Origin of the sequence: Streptomyces novaecaesareae (genome assembly GCF_000716875.1) — a bacterium.
GTDB lineage: Bacteria > Actinomycetota > Actinomycetes > Streptomycetales > Streptomycetaceae > Kitasatospora > Kitasatospora novaecaesareae.
In genome coordinates, this window is sequence record NZ_JNWQ01000035.1 from 22,801 (window position 1) to 41,323 (window position 18,523).

The window sequence follows — 18,523 nt, forward strand, 5'->3', positions numbered from 1 at the left end:
GTTAGTGGCCAATCACTATCTTTGCAAGACCCGGGCCGGCCGCGGGGGGGGGCTCCCCACCGCGGCCCGACGGCTCAGCCGAGCCGGACTACTGCCCGGGACATCCCGAGGACCTTCTGCCCGCCCGTGGTGGCCAGCAGGTCGACCTGCACCTTGCGGTCGTCCAGCTTCTTGGCGACCTTGGCCGAGACCTCGACCACCGCGCCGACCCCGTCGTTGGGCACCGGCACCGGACGGGTGAAGCGCACGCCGTACTCGACCACCGCGGCCGGGTCGCCGACCCAGTCGGTGACCACCCGGATCGCCTCGGCCATGGTGAACATGCCGTGCGCGATGACGTCCGGCAGGCCCACCTCCAGGGCGAACTTCTCGTTCCAGTGGATCGGGTTGAAGTCGCCCGAGGCGCCCGCGTACCGCACCAGGGTGTCGCGGGTCACCGGGAAGGACTGCGCCGGCAGCTCGGTGCCGACCTCGACCTCGTCGTAGCTGATCGCCATCGCGCTCACTCCCCCGCCTCGTCGGCGGCCCGGGCCACCAGCGTCATGACCGACGTCACCACGTGCTCGCCGGTCGCGTCCGTCACCTCACCACGCACGGTGAGCACGTCATTGCCCGCCAGCGACTTGATGTTGTCGATGGTCACCGCGACCGACAGCCGGTCACCGGCCCGCACCGGGCGGGTGTAGGCGAACTTCTGGTCGCCGTGCACCACCCGGCTGAAGTCCAGGCCCAGCTCCGGGTCCTCGACCACCTGGCCGGCCGCGCGGTAGGTGATCACGAACGGGAAGGTCGGCGGGGCGATCACGTCCAGGTGGCCCAGCGCCTTCGCCGCCTCCGCGTCGGTGTACGCCGGGTTGGCGTCGCCGATCGCGGTCGCGAACTCGCGGATCTTCTCCCGGCCGACCTCGTACGGCTCGGTGGGCGGGTAACTACGCCCGATGAAGGAGGGGTCGAGTGCCATGGCAGCTCCTCGGAACACGGATGGATACGAAGCGGACGGATATGAAAAAGACTCCGGGCCACACCCCTCGTGAGGGATGCGGCCCGGAGTCGAAGACCTGGTTCACACAGGCCCGATGCCCTGCGAGAGGGTCAGCGGGTCTCGCGGTGCGCGGTGTGCGAGTTGCAGCGGGGGCAGTGCTTCTTCATCTCAAGACGGTCCGGGTCGTTACGCCGGTTCTTCTTGGTGATGTAGTTCCGCTCCTTGCACTCCACGCAGGCCAGCGTGATCTTCGGGCGGACGTCGGTGGCAGCCACGGGAGTGCCTTCCTTGGACAACGAATAAGAACACAACAAGAGTAGCCGACCGGGAGTGCGATCTCCCGACCGACTACGCGGGGTAGCGGTGACCGGACTTGAACCGGTGACACAGCGATTATGAGCCGCTTGCTCTACCAACTGAGCTACACCGCCACAGTGATCCGCAGCACAGCCGAAGCTGACTGCCTCTCACCAGAGCCCCCATGCGGAATCGAACCGCAGACCTTCTCCTTACCATGGAGACGCTCTACCGACTGAGCTATAGGGGCGAACGAGGAAGAGATTACACGTTTCGCGCCCGGAGGTGAAATCCGTATCCCGCGGCGAAGACCGCAGGTGGGCGAGGTGCACGGAGGAGCGATCCAAGGCCGGGCGTTCGATCGGCCCGCGAGCCGCACGGCCCGAACCGATACGACTATTGCCCGCCTCCCGGCGCCCCGCCCCCGCGCGCCATAGGCTCGACCCTCATTGATCGGGATCGACCGGCCGACCCCACGGGCCGGCACGAGAAGGAGCCGACGATGGACAGCGCAGCCGCCGACGGGCCACACCACGGCTCCGGCCCGGCGGCCAACCCGCTCGGGCACGGACCGGTCCTGCTGCTCACCGGCGCCCGGCTGGCCGACGGGCGGGTGGTGGACGTCCGGGTCAGCGGCGACCGGATCCAGGCCGTCGGCACCGTCGGCAGCCTCGGCCCGCTGCCCGCCCTGCCCGGCGCCCCCACCGTCACCACCGGCGCCCGGATCGACCTCAAGGGCTACCTGCTGCTCCCGGCCCCCGCCGAGGCGCACGCCCACTACGACACCGCCTTCTCCGCCGCCCTGTCCGCCCCGCCGCCGGACACCCAGACCGACCTCACCCGCCGGGTCACCGAGGCCGCGCTCACCTCGCTCGGCTACGGCGCCACCGCCCAGCGCACCCACGTCCGGATCGGCGACGTGCACGGGCTGCGCCGGCTGGAGGCGGTGCTCACCGCCCGGCAGGCACTGCGCGGGCTGGCCGAACTGCAGGCGGTGGCGATGCCCCGGCTGCTCACCGGCCGGGCCGGCGCGGACGGCCGGGCGCAGCTGCGCGAGGCGCTCAAGCTGGGCGCCACGGCGGCCGGCGGCTGCCCGGAGCTGGACCCTGACCCGGCCGGGTACGTGCAGCTGCTGCTGGAGGCCGCCCGGGAGGCGGACTGTCCGGTGGACCTGCACACCACCGCTGGCGACGCCACCCAACTCGCCAGGCTGGCAGGGGCCTTGGCGCCGCTGCGGCCGCGGGTGACGCTCGGGCCGTGCGGTGCGCTGGCCCGCGGCGCGTCGACGGTGCTGGCGACCAGCGGGGTGCGGGTGGTCTGCCTGCCGCAGAACGGCGGCTGCACCGGGCTTGAGGGCCGGGCGGCTGGCCTGCGGCCGGGCCTGCTACGGGAGTTGGCGGCGGCGCAGGTGCCGCTGGCGGCGGGCAGCGGGGCGCTGCGCGACCCGTCCAACCCGGTCGGCCGGGCGGATCCGCTGGAGGCGGCGTACCTGCTGGCGGCGGGCGGGGAGTTGGGCCCGGAGGCGGCGTACGACGCGGTGGCGAACCAGGCCCGGGCGGTGCTCGGGCTGCCGCCGGTCCGGGTGGACGCCGGGTTCCCGGCGGAGCTGCTGGCGGTGCGCGGGGACAGCCTGGCCGGGGCGCTCGCGGGCGGGCACAGCCGGCTGGTGGTGCACAGCGGCCGGGTGGTCAGCCGGACCAGCGCGGTGCGGGAGTTCGCCGACACCGTGGCGCTGGCGCTGCCCCGGCAGTCCGGGAGCACCGAGGGCTGAGGGCCGAAGACTCAGGGCCGAAGTCTCAGGGCCGAGGACTGAGCGCGGGCCGGGCGGCGGCCGGGAAAGACCGAGGGGCGCGCGACGGATGTCGCGCGCCCCTCCCCCACCTGCTGGCCGCCGATCAACGGCGGCTGGAGCGGCCCCAGGCTTCCCCCACACGGAGCAGGGCCCGCTCGGTCAGCACTGACGCTACGCCCACGGAGCACCCCCGCCGACCGGCCTTGACGCTCTCCTGTCGGCGAACCGGCCGCTCTTGACGGGCCGTTGACGGGCCGTTGCCGGGCCGTTGCCGGGACGCTGTCGGGAGGGCCGGTCAGGGCACGTACCGGTACCCGATCCCCGGCTCGGTGATCAGGTGCCGCGGCCGGGCCGGGTCGCGCTCCAGCTTGCGGCGCAGCCCGGCGAGGTAGACCCGCAGGTAGTTGCCACGCCCCTCCTGGGCGGGGCCCCACACCTCGCGCAGGATCTGCCGTCCGGGCACCAGCCGGCCGGGGTTGGCGAGCAGCAGGGTGAGGATCCGCCACTCGGTCGGGGTGAGCCGCACGGTGCCGTCGGGGCCGTTCACCGTGGTGGCCGCGAGGTCCACGGTGAAGTCGCCGATCACCGGCCGGCCCGGGAGGACCCCGCTCGGCGGCCGGCGCAGCACGGCGCGCAGCCGGGCCAGCAGTTCGTCCATCAGGAACGGCTTGGTGAGGTAGTCGTCGGCGCCCGCGTCCAGGGCGCCGACCTTGTCGGCGGCGTCGCTCCGGCCGGAGAGCACGATGATCGGCATCGCGCTGTGGGCGCGCAGGCCGCGCAGCACGTCCATCCCGTCGAGGTCGGGCAGGCCGAGGTCGAGCAGGACGGCGTCCGGGGCGCAGTGCGCGGCCCGGTCGAGCGCCTCGCCGCCGCTGGCGGCGGTGCGGACGGCGTACTGCCGGGCGCTGAGGTTGATCCGTAAGGTGCGCAGGAGCGCGGGTTCGTCGTCGACGACCAGGATTTCACTCATGCGCCCGCCTCGCTTCGCTCGGTAGTCGCTTCGCGAAACACGCACCTTCCGATGATTCGTTCACTTCGTTCACTCATGCGGTGGCTCCTCCCCGGGGGCGGCGGGCATGGCTTCGGGCGTGGTGGCGGCGGGCAGGGTGAGCAGCATCGTGGTGCCGCCGCCGGGGGTGTCCTCGACCTCCAGGCTGCCGCCCATGGCCTCGGCGAGGCCGCGGGAGAGAGCAAGGCCCAGGCCGACGCCGGTGGTGTTGTCGGTGTCGCCGAGGCGCTGGAAGGGCAGGAAGACCCGGTCGCGGTCCTCGGGGGCGATGCCCGGGCCGCGGTCGATCACCCGGATCTCGACCTGGTCGGCGTGGTGGCTGGCGGTGACCAGGACGGGGGCGCCGGGTGCGTTGTGGCGCAGCGCGTTGGTGATGACGTTGGCGAGTACGCGTTCCAGCAGCGGCGGGTCGGCGAGCACCGGCGGGGCGGTGTCGAGGTCCAGCGGCTGGATCGGCGCGTACGGGTCGGGGAGGCTGTCGAGCGCCCTGGGCAGGATCTCGTCCAGGTTGATCTCGGTGACGTGCAGGGTGAGTGCGCCGGCCTGGAGGCGGCTCATGTCGAGGAGGTTGTCGACCAGGCGGGTGAGCTTGACCAGGGACTCGTCGGCGGTGGCGAGGAGTTCGGCCTGGTCCTCGGGCGAGAACTCGACGTCGGGGCTGCGCAGCGAGCCGACCGAGGCGCGGGCGGCGGCCAGCGGGGTGCGCAGGTCGTGGCTGACGGCGGCGAGCAGGGCGGTGCGCATCCGGTCGGCGGCCTTGATCGGCTCGACCTCGGCGGCGACCACGGCCAGCCGGTCGCGTTCCAGCGCGGCGGCGACGTGGGCGGCGAAGGCGGTGAGCACCCGCTGGTCGGCGGCGGGCAGCCGGCGGCCGGTGAGGACCAGGACGGCGTCCGGGCCGACCGGGACCTCGGTGGTCTCGTTCGGCCCGTCTGCGGTGTCCTCGGGGTCGGCCGGGTGCTCGCCCTCGCGGTGGGCGAGCACCTCGCCGTCGCGCCGGGAGAGCAGGGCGACGGCCCGCATGCCGAAGGCCGTCCGGGACTTCTCCAGGAGGGCGGGCAGCGCGTCCGCGCCGCGCAGCACGCTGCCGGCCAGGGTGGAGAGGGTCTCGGCCTCGGCGGTGGCCCGGGCGGCCCGGGTGGTGAGCCGGCCGGCGTGGTCGACCACGGTGGAGACGGCGAGCGCGATGGCGGCGAAGACCACCAGGGCGACGATGTTGTTGGTCTCGCCGATGGTCAGGCTGTGGATCGGCGGGATGAAGTAGTAGTTCAGCAGCACCGAGGCGATCAGCGCGGCCACCAGGGCGGACATCGCGCCGCCGAGCAGGGCGACGATGACCACGCCGAGCTGGAAGATCAGCGCGTCGGTGGTGAGGTTGATCCGCTGGTGCGCCTGGGAGAGCAGCGCGGTGAGCACCCAGGGCACGACGAAGCCGGCCGCGTAGCCGAGGACGGTGCGGCGCCTGGAGTGGCGCCGGCCGAGTGAGGGCAGCCGGCCGCGGCCGGTGAACTCGTGGGTGACCATGTGGACGTCGATGTCCTCGGAGGCGTCCACGGTGGTCTCGCCGATGCCGGGGCCGGTGAGGAAGCGGTTGATCCGGCCTCGGCGGCTGGTGCCGAGCACCAGCTGGGTGGCGTCGTGGGCGCGGGCGAAGGCCAGCAGCGCGGTGGGGATGTCGTCGCCGACCACCACGTGGTAGCTGCCGCCGAGGGTCTCGACGAGCTGGCGCTGCTGGGCGAGCGCGCCGGAGGAGGCGCCGGCCAGGCCGTCGCTGCGGGTGACGTGGACGGCCAGCAGGTCCCCGCCGGCGGTGCGGTCGGCGATCCGGGCGGCGCGGCGGATCAGGGTCTCGCCCTCGGGGCCGCCGGTGAGGGCGACCACGACCCGCTCGCGGGTCTCCCAGACCCGGTCGATGCTGTGGGCCGCGCGGTAGTCGCGCAGGCCCTCGTCCACCCGCCCGGCGACCCAGAGCAGGGCGAGCTCGCGCAGGGCGGTGAGGTTGCCGACCCGGAAGTAGTTCGAGAGTGCGGCGTCCACCTTCTCCGCCTTGTAGACGTTGCCATGGGCCATCCGGCGGCGCAGCGCCTGCGGGGCCATGTCGACGAGTTCGATCTGGTCGGCCCGGCGGACCACCTCGTCCGGGACGGTCTCGCGCTGGGGGATGCCGGTGATCTTCCGGACGACGTCGTTCAGCGATTCCAGGTGCTGGATGTTGACGGTGGTGATGACGTCGATCCCGGCGGCGAGCAGTTCCTCGACGTCCTGCCAGCGCTTGGCGTGCCGGCCGCCGGGGATGTTGGTGTGCGCCAGCTCGTCCACCAGGACGACGGCCGGGCGGCGGGCGAGCGCGGCGTCGAGGTCCATCTCCTCGAACTCGGCGTCCCGGTAGGAGCGGTGGACCCGCGGCAGGATCTCCAGGCCGTCCAGCATGCCCTCGGTGTGGCGCCGGCCGTGGCACTCGATGAACCCGACCACGACGTCGGACCCGCGTTCCTGTCTGCGCCGGGCCTCGTCCAGCATCCGGTAGGTCTTGCCGACCCCGGGCGCGGAGCCGAGGTACACCCTCAGCCGGCCGCGGCGGTTGCCGGAGCCGGGGGCGAGGTCGCGGGCCATGGGCACTGCTCTTTCCATCGGGAGGTGGTGCACGTCTGCGGACGCGGGGCGGCCGGCCCGGGCGCGGAAGGTATCCTCCCGCGCCCGGGCCGGCCCGGTCACCCGCCTGTGTGAGCTGGTGTCACTTCTGCTCGCTGAGCGCCTTGTTGAGGAGCACGACGTTGACGACCTCGTTGCCGAGGAAGCCGGCCGAGCGGCTCTCGGTGTACTTGTCGACCAGTTCGGCCACCTTCTCCACCGCCAGCCCGCGCTCCTTGGCGACCCGGTTGACCTGCTCCTTGGCGTAGGCCGGCGAGATGTCCGGGTCGAGGCTGGAGCCGGAGGCGGTCAGCGCGTCGGCCGGGACGCTCGCCGGGTCCACGCCGTCGAACTCGGCGACGGCGGCGCGACGGTCGTTGACGGCCTTCAGCAGGTCCTCGCTGTTCGGGCCGAGGTTGCCGGCGCCCGAGTTGTCACCGGCGTAGCCGTTGGCGGCGGGCCGGGGCTGGAACCACTTCGGGTCCGGCTTGGCCTCCTCCTTCGGGTCGTCCGGGTTCTTCTTCGGGAGGTTGTAGTTCTGGCCGAGCAGGCTGGAACCGATCTCCTTGCCGTCGGACTTCACGATCGAGCCGTTGGCCTTCTCGTTGAAGGCGACCTGGGAGATGCCGGTGACCAGCAGCGGGTAGGCGACTCCGAGGATCACGGTGAGCACCAACAGTGCGCGCAGCGCGGTGAAGTGGGTGCGGACGGCGGTCGGCAGGGGCTTGGACATGGTGTTTCTCTCCTTCCCTGCGTCAGTTGAGACCGGGGATGAACTGGACGATCAGGTCGATCAGCTTGATGCCGATGAACGGCACCACCAGGCCGCCGAAGCCGTAGATCCCGATGTTGCGGCGCAGCAGGGAACTGGCGTCGGAGGGGCGGTACTTGACGCCGCGCAGGGCGAGCGGGATCAGGCCGATGATGACCAGGGCGTTGAAGATGATCGCCGAGGTGATCGCGGACTGCGGGCTGTGCAGGCCCATGATGTTGAGGTGGTTCAGGCCGGGGTAGACCCCGGCGAACATCGCGGGGATGATCGCGAAGTACTTGGCCACGTCGTTGGCGATCGAGAAGGTGGTCAGCGCACCGCGGGTGATCAGCAGCTGCTTGCCGATCTCCACGATCTCGATCAGCTTGGTGGGGTTGGAGTCCAGGTCGACCATGTTGCCGGCCTCCTTGGCCGCCATGGTCCCGGTGTTCATCGCGACGCCGACGTCGGCCTGGGCGAGCGCGGGGGCGTCGTTGGTGCCGTCGCCGGTCATCGCGACCAGCTTGCCGCCCTCCTGCTCCTTCTTGATCAGGGCCATCTTGTCCTCGGGCGTGGCCTCGGCGAGGAAGTCGTCCACGCCGGCCTCCTCCGCGATCGCCTTGGCGGTCAGCGGGTTGTCGCCCGTGATCATGATGGTCTTGATGCCCATCCGGCGGAGCTCGTCGAAGCGCTCCCGCATGCCCTCCTTGACCACGTCCTTGAGGTGGATGACCCCGAGGACGCGGGCGGGCTCGCTGCCGATCTTCGTGGCCACCACCAGCGGGGTACCGCCGGCCGCGGAGATGCCGTCGACCAGTGCGGACACCTCGTCGCCGACCTTGCCGCCGTTCTCGGTGACCCAGTTGGACACGGCGGCGGCCGCGCCCTTGCGGACCTGGTGGACTCCCTCGGCCTCGTCCAGGTCCACGCCCGACATCCGGGTCTGGGCGGTGAACGGGACCCAGGTGGCGTGGCTGAGCTCGCCCTGGGCGCGGGCCCGCAGACCGTACTCGGTCTTGGCCAGGACCACGATCGAGCGGCCCTCGGGGGTCTCGTCCGCGAGCGAGGAGAGCTGCGCCGCACTGGCCAGCTCGTCGGTGGAGACGCCGCTCACCGAGAGGAACTCGGCGGCCTGGCGGTTGCCCAGGGTGATGGTGCCGGTCTTGTCGAGCAGCAGGGTGTTGACGTCGCCGGCGGCCTCGACGGCGCGGCCGGACATCGCCAGCACGTTGCGCTGCACCAGGCGGTCCATGCCGGCGATGCCGATCGCGGAGAGCAGCGCACCGATGGTGGTCGGGATGAGCGCCACGATCAGGGCGACCAGGACGATCATCGACTGCGGGGCGCCCGCGTAGGTGGCCATCGGCTGGAGCGTGACGACCGCGACCAGGAAGACGATGGTCAGCGAGGCCAGCAGGATGTTGAGCGCGATCTCGTTCGGCGTCTTCTGCCGGGCCGCGCCCTCGACCAGGGCGATCATCCGGTCGATGAACGACTTGCCGGGCTCCGAGGCGATCTTCACCACGATCCGGTCGGACAGCACCTTGGTGCCGCCGGTCACCGCGGAGCGGTCACCGCCGGACTCGCGGATGACCGGCGCGGACTCACCGGTGATCGCCGACTCGTCGACGGACGCGACGCCCTCGACGACGTCACCGTCACCGGGGATGACCTGCCCGGCCTCGACCACCACGTGGTCGCCGAGCCGCAGGGCGGTGCCGGGCACCTCCTCCTCGGCCTGGCTCTTCGGCCAGTCCAGCAGGCGGCGGGCGACGCTCTCGGTCTTGGTCTTGCGCAGGGTGTCGGCCTGGGCCTTGCCGCGGCCCTCGGCGACGGCCTCCGCCAGGTTGGCGAAGATCGTGGTCAGCCAGAGCCAGACGGTGATGGCCCAGGCGAAGACGCTGGGGTCGGCTATCGCGGCGACGGTGGTGACCACCGAGCCCACCTCGACCACGAACATCACCGGGTTCTTGATCATCACCCGGGGGTCGAGCTTCTTCACCGCGTCCGGCAGGGACGCGACGATCAGCTTCGGGTCGAGGAGGCCGCTGGACACTCTGTGCGGCGCGGCGGGTTCGGCCTGGTCGGCCGGCGCGGGGGTGAGCGTGGGGGTGGACATCAGGAGGTGAGACCTTCCGCGATCGGCCCGAGAGCCAGGGCCGGGAAGTAGGTGAGGCCGACGACGATCAGGATCACGCCCGACAGCAGGCCCACGAACAGCGGCTTGTGGGTGGGCAGGGTGCCCGGGGTGGCCGGGACGGGCTGCTGCTGGGCGAGCGAGCCGGCCAGCGCCAGGACGAAGACGATCGGCAGCAGACGGCCGAAGATCATCGCCAGACCGAGCGCGGTGTCGTACCAGTCGGTGTTGACGGTGATGCCGCCGAACGCCGAACCGTTGTTGTTGGCGGCCGAGGTGAACGCGTACAGCACCTCGGAGAAGCCGTGGGCGCCCGAGTTGAGCATCCCGGCCCGCTCGCCCGGCAGGGCCATCGCCACGCCCGTGCCGACCAGCACGATCGTCGGCGTGGTCAGGATGTACAGCGAGGCGAACTTCATCTCCCGGCCGCCGAGCTTCTTGCCCAGGTACTCGGGGGTGCGACCGACCATCAGGCCGGCGACGAACACCGCGACGATCGCCAGCACGAGCATCCCGTACAGGCCGGAGCCGGTGCCGCCGGGCGCGATCTCGCCCAGCATCATGTTGAAGACCGTCAGCCCGCCGCCGAACGGCGTGAACGAGTCGTGGAAGGAGTTCACCGCACCGGTCGAGGTCAGCGTCGTTGAGGCGGCGAACAGCGAGCTGGCGGCGATGCCGAAGCGCTGCTCCTTGCCCTCCATCGCGGCACCCGCGGCCTGCAGGGCGCTGCCGGAGTGCTGCGACTCGGCGAAGGTGAGCAGGGCGGTCGAGGCGACCCAGAACAGGCCCATCACGGCGACGATCGCGTAGCCCTGGCGGTTGTCGCCGACCATCCGGCCGAAGGTCCGGGGCAGCGCGAACGGGATCACCAGCAGCAGGAAGATCTCGACCAGGTTGGAGAAGCCGTTCGGATTCTCGAACGGGTGCGCCGAGTTGGCGTTGAAGAAGCCGCCGCCGTTGGTGCCGAGCAGCTTGATGACCTCCTGGGAGGCCACCGGGCCGCCGGGGATCTTCTGCACCTCGCCGCTGAGCGTGGTCACCTCGTGGAAGCCGTGGAAGTTCTGGATCACGCCGGAGGCGGCCAGGACCAGGGCGAACACGATCGAGATCGGCAGCAGCAGCCGGAGGCTGATCCGGGTGAGGTCCACCCAGAAGTTGCCGACCCGGTCGGTCCGGTTGCGGGTGAAGCCCCGGATCAGCGCGGCCACCACGGCGATGCCGACAGCCGCCGAGACGAAGTTCTGCACCGCCAGGCCCGCCATCTGCACCAGGTGGCCCATCGCGGACTCGCCCGCGTAGGACTGCCAGTTGGTGTTGGCGACGAACGAGATCGCGGTGTTCCAGGCCTGGTGGCCGTCCATCTGCGGAACGCCCAGGCTCAGCAGCAGGTGGCCCTGGAGCCGGATCAGGCCGTACAGGAAGAGGACGGAGACGGCCGAGAAGGCCAGCACCGAGCGCAGGTACACCGGCCACCGCTGATCGGCGTCGCCGTCGACGCCGATCACCTTGTAGATGCCGCGCTCGACTCTGAGGTGCTTCGAGGTGGTGAGGAGCTTGGCGATGTAGTCGCCAAGGGGGCGGTAGCACAGGGCCAGCGCGCCGACGAGGGCGAGGGCCTGCAGCCAGCCCGCGAGAGTGGATCCCATGTCAGAACTTCTCCGGGAAGATCAGCGCGACGACGAGGTAGCCGACGAGAGCGACGGCCACGACCAGACCAGCGATGTTCTCGGCGTTCACAGCTTCTCCACCCCCCGCGCGATCAGGGCGATGACGGCGAACACGGCGACCGTGACACCGACGTAGATGAGATCGGACATGGGCTCCACCAGGGTGGTTCGGAAGATGCCGCGACCAGGCCGAAGGGCTCGCGCGGCGCCGGCGGACGACCGGCAGATGCAGCAAATCAGCGGTTAGGGGCGCGTTTAGGAGCCCTGACGCCCTCCATACGGGTGATAGCGCCGCGTTGACGCGACCTTGACGCCGAACGGGCGGTGACGGGCGGCGGGGCGGGCCGTGGGACGGGCAGCGGGACGGGCAGCGGGACGGGTGGTGGGACGGCGAAGGGCCCCTGACAGCGCTCGCCGTCAGGGGCCGTTCGGGTGCCTCTCCCCAGGTCACATCCGCATCCGCAGCCGACAGACCACCGCGTCGGTGTGCCGGCGCAGGGCGCGGTCGATCACGGCGCCGCGCCGGTTCTGCAGCGCCCGCTGCCACCAGCGGGCGGGCTCCACCTCGGGGATCAGGACGGTCAGCCGGCCGTAGGCGTGCTCCGCGCCGAGCTCGTTGACGAAGGCGGCGATCGGCGGCCCCAGACGGCGGTGGTCGTCCGGGATCTCCACCAGCGGAACGCCCGGCTGCCACAGCTCCCAGTCCCGGCGCAGCGCCTCGGCCGCGGCCGGCTCGTGCACCACGGTCACCGCCATGACCTCGTCGCCGAGCGAGAGCGCCGCCGACAGGCCGTCCCGGGTGAGCCGGGTGATCGCCGTCACCGGGACGACGACGAGGCTCCGCTGACGGGTCACCGGGCCGGGCACCCGGCCCAGCTCCAGCCGCTCGCCGATCCGCGCGTAGCTGCGGTGGACGGCCTCGAACAGCAGCACCAGCAGCGGCAGGGCCACCACGATGCCCCAGGCGCCCTCGGTGAACTTGGTGCCGGTGACGACCAGCGCGGCGACACCGGTGAGCAGCGCACCGAAGCCGTTCAGCGCGGCCTTCCACCGCCAGCCGGACGGCCGCCCGAGGAGCCAGTGCCGGACCATGCCGACCTGGCAGACGGTGAAGCCGACGAACACGCCGATCGAGAACAGCGGCACCAGGCTGTTGACGTCCCCGCCGGAGCCGACCAGCAGCGCGGCCGACACCGCGGCCAGGAACAGCACGCCGTAGCGGTACACCTGGCGGTCGGCGCGCAGGGCGAACACGTGCGGGAGGTGGTTGTCCCGGGCGAGCAGGTCGAGCAGCACCGGCAGCCCGCCGAAGGAGGTGTTGGCGGCCAGCCCGAGCAGGACCACGGTGGCGAACTGCACGACGTAGAAGCCGAAGCCGTGCCCGAGCGAGGCGTCGGCGAGCTGGGCGAGCACGGTGACGCCCTCGACCGGCTGGAGGTGGAAGCGGCCGATCAGCACGGCCAGCCCGATCAGCATCACGCCGAGCAGGGCGCCGAGCACGACCTCGGTGTGCTGGGCGCGCTTGACCCGCGGGGTGCGGAAGGAGGGCACGGCGTTGGCCACCGCCTCCACGCCGGTCAGCGCGGAGCAGCCGGCCGCGAAGGCCTTGAGCAGCAGCAGCGCGCCGACGGTGGTGGCGTTCTCGGCGAGCGCCGAGGCGTGGCCGGCGGCGGCCGCGGTGCCGGCCGGGCCGTCCCGGAACAGGCCGACCACGATGATCGCCAGGATGGAGAGGACGAAGACGGCCGTCGGGGCCATGAACCAGCGCGCCGACTCGGCGATCCCGCGCAGGTTCACCGCGGTGACCAGCGCGAGCACGCCCAGGCAGAGCCAGACCCGCTGGTCGTACAGGCCCGGGACGGCCGAGGTCAGCGCGGCCACGCCGGCGGTGACCGAGACCGCGACGTTCAGGATGTAGTCGATCACCAGCGAGGCGGCCGCGGTCAGCGCCGTCCGGCGGCCCAGGTGCGCCTTGGCGACGGCGTAGGAGCCGCCGCCGTCCGGGAACGCCGCGATCACCTGCCGGTAGGAGGCGACCAGCACCGCCAGCAGGACGGCGATCGCCACGGTCACCGGCAGCGTGAAGCCCAGCCCGTACGCCCCCGCGGCGGCCAGCACCAGCACAATCGACTCCGGCCCGTACGCGACCGAGGCCATGGCGTCCAGCGACAGCGCCGCCAGCCCGCCGAGCGCGGTCAGCCGGTGCCGTTCGTCGCCCGCACCGGTGTCCGGCGGCTCGGGCTCGGCCGTGACGGCCGCAGTGGTGGTGGCGCTGGACATCGAACGGAACCTCCGCAGTCGGGCAGTTGCTCCGATCCTGCGGTCCGCCCGCCCGGCCCTCCCCCGGCCCCTACGCGTTCCTGACGCGGCCACGAGCGGCTTTGACGGGCCCTTGACGCGGCCGCCGTGCCGCGCGGGGTTCCGGCCCGATGGCTGTTGGCGGGGGTGGGGTGAGCCGTTGTCCCGGCGGGCGCCGGTTGGGAAGACGATCAGCTCGGTCGAAGGACTCCCACCCCCGGCCCACCACTCTGCTGCCCGTCTCCCGTAATTGCAAGCCATGCGCAATAAGTGCGCCCACATGCGGCCCGGGGAGGGCGGGGCGATGAGGAGGGCACGGGAACGAAAAAGCCCCCGATCCGCGTTTCCGCAGATCGGGGGCCTTTTCTCTATCCTGTGGCTGGTGCAGGGTTCGAACCTGCGTAGCTTGCGCGACAGATTTACAGTCTGCTCCCTTTGGCCGCTCGGGCAACCAGCCAGGATTTTCACCGCCCGGGGCGTTTGCCCCGTTCGACTTGGTAAACCATACCTGATGCCAGGGGGTGCTCCGCCACTCGATAGATCACGCGATGATCAAGGAATGACGTGCGGTCGGCGCGGGCGAGCGCGGGGCGGTGCTGGATAGGCTGGGGCGGCGGTCGCCCCGTGGGGCGGGCCGTGTCAGTGAAGCCAGAGCATCAAGGAGACCAACACCCATGGCCGACTCCAGTTTCGACATCGTCTCGAAGGTCGAGTGGCAGGAGGTCGACAACGCGATCAACCAGACCTCCCGCGAGATCGCGACGCGCTTCGACTTCAAGGGCGTGGGCGGCGAGATCAGCCGCTCGGGCGAGAAGATCGAGATGAAGGCCAACGGCGAGGAGCGCGTGCGGGCCATCCTCGACGTGCTGCAGACGAAGTTCATCAAGCGCGGCCTGTCGCTGAAGGCGCTGGACGCCGGCGAGCCCCAGCTGTCCGGCAAGGAGTACAAGATCTTCGCCGACATCAAGGAAGGCATCACCACGGAGGACGCGAAGAAGGTCGCGAAGATCATCCGTGACGAGGGCCCGAAGGGCGTCAAGGCGCAGGTCCAGGGCGACGAGCTGCGCGTCAGCTCGAAGAGCCGCGACGACCTCCAGACCGTGCAGGCCCTGCTCAAGGGCAAGGACCTGGACTTCGCGATCCAGTTCGTGAACTACCGCTGACCCTCCGGTCGGTCGGACGACGGAACGGCTCCGCTCCCGGATTCGGGAGCGGAGCCGTTCGCGTCGGTGGTGGGACGGGGCGGGTCAGCCGGTGGCGGGGTGGGAGCGGGCCGCGGCGGTCAGGGCCTGGGCCTGGGCGCGGAGGGCGTCGAGCTGCTGGTGCAGGGTGGCGGCGGAGCCGGGCACCGTGGTCGGGGCCGGGACCGTCACCGGCGGGGTCGGGACGGTCACCGGCGGGGTCGGGAGCTGGCCGATCAGGCCCTGCAGGGTGCTCAGCAGGGTGGCGACGAGCTGTTGGACGGCGCTGAGGTCGAGGGCGCCGGAGGTCACCGTCGAGAGCAGGCCGGTGACCAGCTTGATGACGTCCCCGACCGCCCCGAGCGCGGCGGTCGGGTCCGGCACGGCGGGAATGGCCGGGATGGTTGGGATGGCAGGGTCGTCCGGGTCGGCCGGGTCGGGAGAGTTGACGGCGCCCCGCCGACGACGGCGGCGAGAGCCGCAGGGACGACGGGGACGGCGGGAACAGCAGGGACGACGGGGGCGACGGGAACGACAGGGACGGCGGGGACCGAGACGGTGGTACGGGCGGCCGCGGCTCCATTGCCGACGGCTGTGGCGGACGCCGCGGCGACCGTGGTCAGCGCGAACGCTGTGGTCAGCACGACGGCCATCCGGGTGGCACGCATGGGTACTGCTTCCTCTCACTGTGGATCAGGCGAGATCGCCTGCTTCACAAGGTCGGGCAGTCATCCGGACGCAGCCACCGCAGGTACGCCGAACGGTGCGGGCCGGCTCGGGGTCGATCCGCGCTAATCGGCCTCCGCCGCCCAGTCCCGGGTGCTGCGGTGCAGTCCGAGGCCGACCGAGGCGAACTCGTCCGCCCGGCCCTCCCCGGTGTGCGCGCCGAGCCGCCGCAGGGCGCGGGAGATCGGGGTGCCCTCGGGTGCCGAGGGCTCGAACTCGCCGCTGGTGAGCGGGCCGAGGACGATCCGACCGTTCTCCCACACGGCGGCGCGCTGGGTGCCGCTGCCGCCGAAGTACTCGGCCTCCACGCAGGCGATCGGGCCGGCCTTCGACCAAGCGGCCAGCCGGAGTTCGAAGCCGTCCGCGTGCCGGCCGAACCCGGCCCCACCGAAGGGTTTGTGGACGCTGCCGTCGCCCTGGAGGGCGGCGAGGACCGAGGAGGTGACCGGGATCAGTGCCAGCCCCTGCCCCAACGGCACCACCCGGGCCGCCGACACCTCTGCGGCCGCCACCCTCAGCAGCTCCAATGTTCCTATCAGCGCCTGGAGTTCATAGGACATGCCGGACATCGTGTCCCACTGCACTGACAGTCGGCCCGGAATTTATGATTCCGTGCCCGGTCGGAGACCGTAGAGCAGACTGAGCACCGTCACGAATCGGTCCGGCACCCCGGCACCCCGGCACCCCGGCACCCGCGGTAGGTCACCCGCTCGGGCGCATGCCGCATGCGGCGGCCCCGGCACCCGGGTGGACTGGCCGGGTACGGCCCACCCCGGGGGCCTCCCCCGACTCCCGTCCCGCCGACTGCCGCCGACCGCCGCCGACTTCGCCCCGCGCCACGGCCGCCACGGCCGCCACAGGCGTCGCACGCACGCCGCAAAACAGCCCACGGGAGCTCGAATGACCGACGAACTCGCCAGCCGCATCGCCGCGTTGATGCCGCGCGCCCAGGCCGACCTGGCCGAGCTGGTGGCCATCCCGTCCGTCGCCGACCCCCGGCAGTACCCGCCGGAGAAGTGCCGGCAGGCCGCCGAGTGGGTCGCCGCCGCCTTCACCGAGGCCGGTCTGCGCGACGTCCACCTGGAGGAGACCCCGGACGGCAGCCACGCCGTGATCGGCCACCGCCCGCCGCCGCCCGGCGCCCCGACCGTGCTGCTCTACAGCCATTACGACGTCCAGCCCCCGCTGGACGACGCCGCCTGGGAGTCCCCGCCGTTCCGGCTCACCGAGCGCGACGGCCGCTGGTACGGGCGCGGCGCCGCCGACTGCAAGGGCAACATCGTCATGCACCTCACTGCGCTGCGCGCGCTCGGGGAGTCCGTCCCGGTCGGCCTCAAGCTGGTGGTCGAGGGCTCCGAGGAGCAGGGCACCGGCGGCCTGGAGCAGTACCTGCCCCCGCACGCCGGGGAGTTGCACGCCGACGCCCTGCTGATCTGCGACACCGGCAACGCCGCCGTCGGCGTCCCGACCGCCACGACCTCGCTGCGCGGGGTCGCCAACGTGGTGGTCACCGTCCGGGCGCTGAAGGGCGACATGCACTCCGGCATGTTCGGCGGCGCCGCCCCGGATGCCCTCGCCGCGCTGGTCCGGATGCTCGACTCGCTGCGCGACGCCGACGGCGGCACCCGGATCGACGGCCTGGACTGTGACGGGACGTGGAGCGGCGCCGGCTACGACGAGGACGCCTTCCGCACCGACGCCGGCGTCCTGGACGGCGTCCGGCTGACTGGCTCCGGCACCGTCGCCGACCGGCTCTGGGCCCGCCCCGCCGTCACCGTCCTCGGCATCGACTGCCCGCCGGTGGTCGGCTCGGCCGCCGCCGTCCCGGCCACCGCCCGGGCCCGGGTGAGCCTGCGGGTGCCGCCCGGCACCGACGCCGGCGCCGCCCAGGACGCGCTCATCGGCCACCTTGAGGCGGCCGCACCCTGGGGCGTGCAGGTGGAGGTCGTACGGGAGGGCGCGGGCTCGCCGTTCCGGGCCGGCACCGGCGGGCCCGCGTACGCCGCGCTCGGCAAGGCGATGCAGGAGGTCTACGGCCGGCCGATGTCCTTCCTCGGCCAGGGCGGCTCGATCCCGCTCTGCAACGTCCTCGCCGCCACCTACCCCGACGCGGAGATCATCCTGATGGGCGTCGAGGAGCCGCGCTGCCTGATCCACGCGCCGAACGAGAGCGTCGACCCGGACGAGATCGCGCACATGGCCCACGTGGAGGCGCTGTTCCTGCGGCACTTCGCCGGCTCGGCGAGGCGCTGAGCGATTCGAGGCCCTGAGCGATTCGAGGCCTACCTGTGCGGCTACACGCCCACCGCGATCACCGAGCGGCTGACCACCCTCGTCCTCACCGCCGGTCGCGAGCCCGCCCTGGTCGTCCCCAGGCTGGAGCGCCCGGACGCCGAGAAGGCGGTCGGCGCCGCGGCCGTCCGGCTGCTCGACTGGTCCGACGGCGAGGACCCGTTCGCCACCGCCGGCCCGCTGCTCATCCAGTACGGGCACAGTCAGGTGGACTTCACCGTGGTCGGTTCCGGCCCCAACGGCGCCAACCCCCACCACGAGGCCGGTGACCGGGTCATCCGAACGGGTGACACCGTGGTGCTGGACTTCGGCGGCCTCAAGGACGGCTACGGCTCCGACACCACCCGCACGGTGCACGTCGGAGCGGACGTCCCGGCCGAGGTCCGGGCGGTGCACGACCTGGTCAGGACCGCGCAGCAGACCGCCTTCGAGGCCGTCCGCCCCGGCGTGGGCTGCCAGGAGATCGACCGGATCGCCCGCCGGGTGATCACCGAGGGCGGCTACGGCGAGTACTTCATCCACCGCACCGGGCACGGGATCGGCACCACGACGCACGAGCCTCCGTACCCGGTCGAGGGCGAGGAACGGCCGCTGGTGCCGGGCATGTGCTTCTCGATCGAGCCCGGGATCTACCTGCCCGGCCGGTTCGGGGTGCGGATCGAGGACATCGTCACCGTCACCACGACCGGCGGCCGCCGCTTCAACAACACCCCGCACGAGTTGGGCATCGTCGCCTGACCGCGCGCCCGGCCCCGGCCCC

At 72.2% G+C, this 18,523-nt stretch carries 15 protein-coding genes, 3 tRNA genes and 1 pseudogene; 4 read left to right on the plus strand and 15 right to left on the minus strand.

Translation table 11 applies throughout. The features are described from left to right. Positions 1-74: 74 nt before the first annotated feature. The 5 genes from OP86_RS15420 to OP86_RS15440 all read right to left on the minus strand — a co-directional run bounded on the left by OP86_RS15420 (position 75) and on the right by OP86_RS15440 (position 1,529). Positions 75-497, minus strand: a complete 423-nt coding sequence (locus OP86_RS15420; RefSeq protein ID WP_030055766.1) for a MaoC family dehydratase — start codon at positions 495-497, stop codon at positions 75-77. A gap of 5 nt (positions 498-502) precedes the next feature. Continuing rightward, complete coding sequence (locus OP86_RS15425) at positions 503-961, minus strand: MaoC family dehydratase N-terminal domain-containing protein (RefSeq protein WP_030055765.1); 459 nt, start codon at positions 959-961, stop codon at positions 503-505. A gap of 131 nt (positions 962-1,092) precedes the next feature. Continuing rightward, entirely contained in the window at positions 1,093-1,257 is a 165-nt protein-coding gene (rpmG, locus tag OP86_RS15430; protein WP_006604855.1) for a 50S ribosomal protein L33, read from the minus strand. An 83-nt stretch (positions 1,258-1,340) separates the two neighbouring features. After that, positions 1,341-1,413, minus strand: a tRNA-Met gene (locus OP86_RS15435). Positions 1,414-1,456: 43 nt separating this feature from the next. After that, positions 1,457-1,529, minus strand: a tRNA-Thr gene (locus OP86_RS15440). 252 nt (positions 1,530-1,781) lie between these two features. On the opposite strand from OP86_RS15440, the gene OP86_RS15445 reads away from it, so the two are divergent. Further along, entirely contained in the window at positions 1,782-3,050 is a 1,269-nt protein-coding gene (locus tag OP86_RS15445) for an amidohydrolase family protein (RefSeq protein ID WP_033332015.1), read from the plus strand. 316 nt (positions 3,051-3,366) lie between these two features. On the opposite strand, the gene OP86_RS15450 is transcribed toward OP86_RS15445, so the two are convergent. The 8 genes from OP86_RS15450 to OP86_RS15485 form a co-directional block, all read right to left on the minus strand. Continuing rightward, positions 3,367-4,041 (minus strand): response regulator, encoded by a 675-nt coding sequence (locus OP86_RS15450; RefSeq protein WP_030055763.1) that lies wholly within the window; start codon positions 4,039-4,041, stop codon positions 3,367-3,369. A 69-nt stretch (positions 4,042-4,110) separates the two neighbouring features. Next, positions 4,111-6,693: a sensor histidine kinase gene (locus OP86_RS15455; protein ID WP_030259588.1), complete on the minus strand. Its 2,583-nt coding sequence runs from the start codon at positions 6,691-6,693 to the stop codon at positions 4,111-4,113. A gap of 121 nt (positions 6,694-6,814) precedes the next feature. Then, a complete protein-coding gene (kdpC, locus tag OP86_RS15460) occupies positions 6,815-7,444 on the minus strand; it encodes a K(+)-transporting ATPase subunit C (RefSeq protein ID WP_030055760.1) in 630 nt (209 codons plus the stop codon). Positions 7,445-7,466: 22 nt separating this feature from the next. Then, entirely contained in the window at positions 7,467-9,581 is a 2,115-nt protein-coding gene (gene kdpB / locus OP86_RS15465; protein WP_030259585.1) for a potassium-transporting ATPase subunit KdpB, read from the minus strand. Continuing rightward, complete coding sequence (kdpA, locus tag OP86_RS15470; RefSeq protein ID WP_030055757.1) at positions 9,581-11,245, minus strand: potassium-transporting ATPase subunit KdpA; 1,665 nt, start codon at positions 11,243-11,245, stop codon at positions 9,581-9,583. The genes kdpB and kdpA overlap by 1 nt, the downstream gene beginning before the upstream one ends. Position 11,246: 1 nt before the next feature. Beyond that, a complete protein-coding gene (gene kdpF / locus OP86_RS35850) occupies positions 11,247-11,336 on the minus strand; it encodes a K(+)-transporting ATPase subunit F (RefSeq protein ID WP_033332018.1) in 90 nt (29 codons plus the stop codon). Between the two features lie 377 nt (positions 11,337-11,713). Beyond that, positions 11,714-13,546, minus strand: coding sequence for an APC family permease (locus tag OP86_RS15480; RefSeq protein ID WP_030055756.1), 1,833 nt, complete (start codon positions 13,544-13,546; stop codon positions 11,714-11,716). A gap of 394 nt (positions 13,547-13,940) precedes the next feature. After that, positions 13,941-14,021 (minus strand) — tRNA-Tyr (locus OP86_RS15485). Between the two features lie 217 nt (positions 14,022-14,238). On the opposite strand from OP86_RS15485, the gene OP86_RS15490 reads away from it, so the two are divergent. Next, a complete protein-coding gene (locus tag OP86_RS15490; protein WP_030055755.1) occupies positions 14,239-14,727 on the plus strand; it encodes a YajQ family cyclic di-GMP-binding protein in 489 nt (162 codons plus the stop codon). A gap of 84 nt (positions 14,728-14,811) precedes the next feature. Here OP86_RS15490 and OP86_RS15495 read toward each other — a convergent pair whose 3' ends face one another. Together OP86_RS15495 and OP86_RS15500 are read right to left on the minus strand one after the other, a co-directional pair. Further along, the gene (locus OP86_RS15495; protein ID WP_030055754.1) at positions 14,812-15,129 is read right to left on the minus strand and encodes a hypothetical protein; all 318 of its coding nucleotides are present in this window, start codon (positions 15,127-15,129) and stop codon (positions 14,812-14,814) included. Positions 15,130-15,536: 407 nt separating this feature from the next. Next, positions 15,537-16,031 carry a hypothetical protein gene (locus OP86_RS15500; protein ID WP_033332032.1) on the minus strand — a complete coding sequence of 165 codons (495 nt, stop codon included), beginning with the start codon at positions 16,029-16,031 and terminating at the stop codon, positions 15,537-15,539. 340 nt (positions 16,032-16,371) lie between these two features. On the opposite strand from OP86_RS15500, the gene OP86_RS15505 reads away from it, so the two are divergent. Next, the gene (locus OP86_RS15505) at positions 16,372-17,724 is read left to right on the plus strand and encodes a dipeptidase (protein WP_030259583.1); all 1,353 of its coding nucleotides are present in this window, start codon (positions 16,372-16,374) and stop codon (positions 17,722-17,724) included. Positions 17,725-17,754: 30 nt separating this feature from the next. Then, positions 17,755-18,501: pseudogene (locus OP86_RS15510) on the plus strand (M24 family metallopeptidase); the annotation flags it as partial. Positions 18,502-18,523: the final 22 nt, after the last annotated feature.

Excerpts from the sequence above, each read along its gene's own strand:
- OP86_RS15420 (WP_030055766.1), bottom strand. The coding sequence starts at position 497 with ATGGCGATCAGCTACGACGAGGTCGAGGTCGGCACCGAGCTGCCGGCG.
- OP86_RS15425 (WP_030055765.1), bottom strand. The coding sequence starts at position 961 with ATGGCACTCGACCCCTCCTTCATCGGGCGTAGTTACCCGCCCACCGAG.
- OP86_RS15445 (WP_033332015.1), top strand. The coding sequence starts at position 1,782 with ATGGACAGCGCAGCCGCCGACGGGCCACACCACGGCTCCGGCCCGGCG.
- OP86_RS15450 (WP_030055763.1), bottom strand. The coding sequence starts at position 4,041 with ATGAGTGAAATCCTGGTCGTCGACGACGAACCCGCGCTCCTGCGCACC.
- OP86_RS15455 (WP_030259588.1), bottom strand. The coding sequence starts at position 6,693 with ATGGCCCGCGACCTCGCCCCCGGCTCCGGCAACCGCCGCGGCCGGCTG.
- kdpC (WP_030055760.1), bottom strand. The coding sequence starts at position 7,444 with ATGTCCAAGCCCCTGCCGACCGCCGTCCGCACCCACTTCACCGCGCTG.
- kdpB (WP_030259585.1), bottom strand. The coding sequence starts at position 9,581 with ATGTCCACCCCCACGCTCACCCCCGCGCCGGCCGACCAGGCCGAACCC.
- kdpA (WP_030055757.1), bottom strand. The coding sequence starts at position 11,245 with ATGGGATCCACTCTCGCGGGCTGGCTGCAGGCCCTCGCCCTCGTCGGC.
- OP86_RS15480 (WP_030055756.1), bottom strand. The coding sequence starts at position 13,546 with ATGTCCAGCGCCACCACCACTGCGGCCGTCACGGCCGAGCCCGAGCCG.
- OP86_RS15490 (WP_030055755.1), top strand. The coding sequence starts at position 14,239 with ATGGCCGACTCCAGTTTCGACATCGTCTCGAAGGTCGAGTGGCAGGAG.
- OP86_RS15500 (WP_033332032.1), bottom strand. The coding sequence starts at position 16,031 with ATGTCCTATGAACTCCAGGCGCTGATAGGAACATTGGAGCTGCTGAGG.
- OP86_RS15505 (WP_030259583.1), top strand. The coding sequence starts at position 16,372 with ATGACCGACGAACTCGCCAGCCGCATCGCCGCGTTGATGCCGCGCGCC.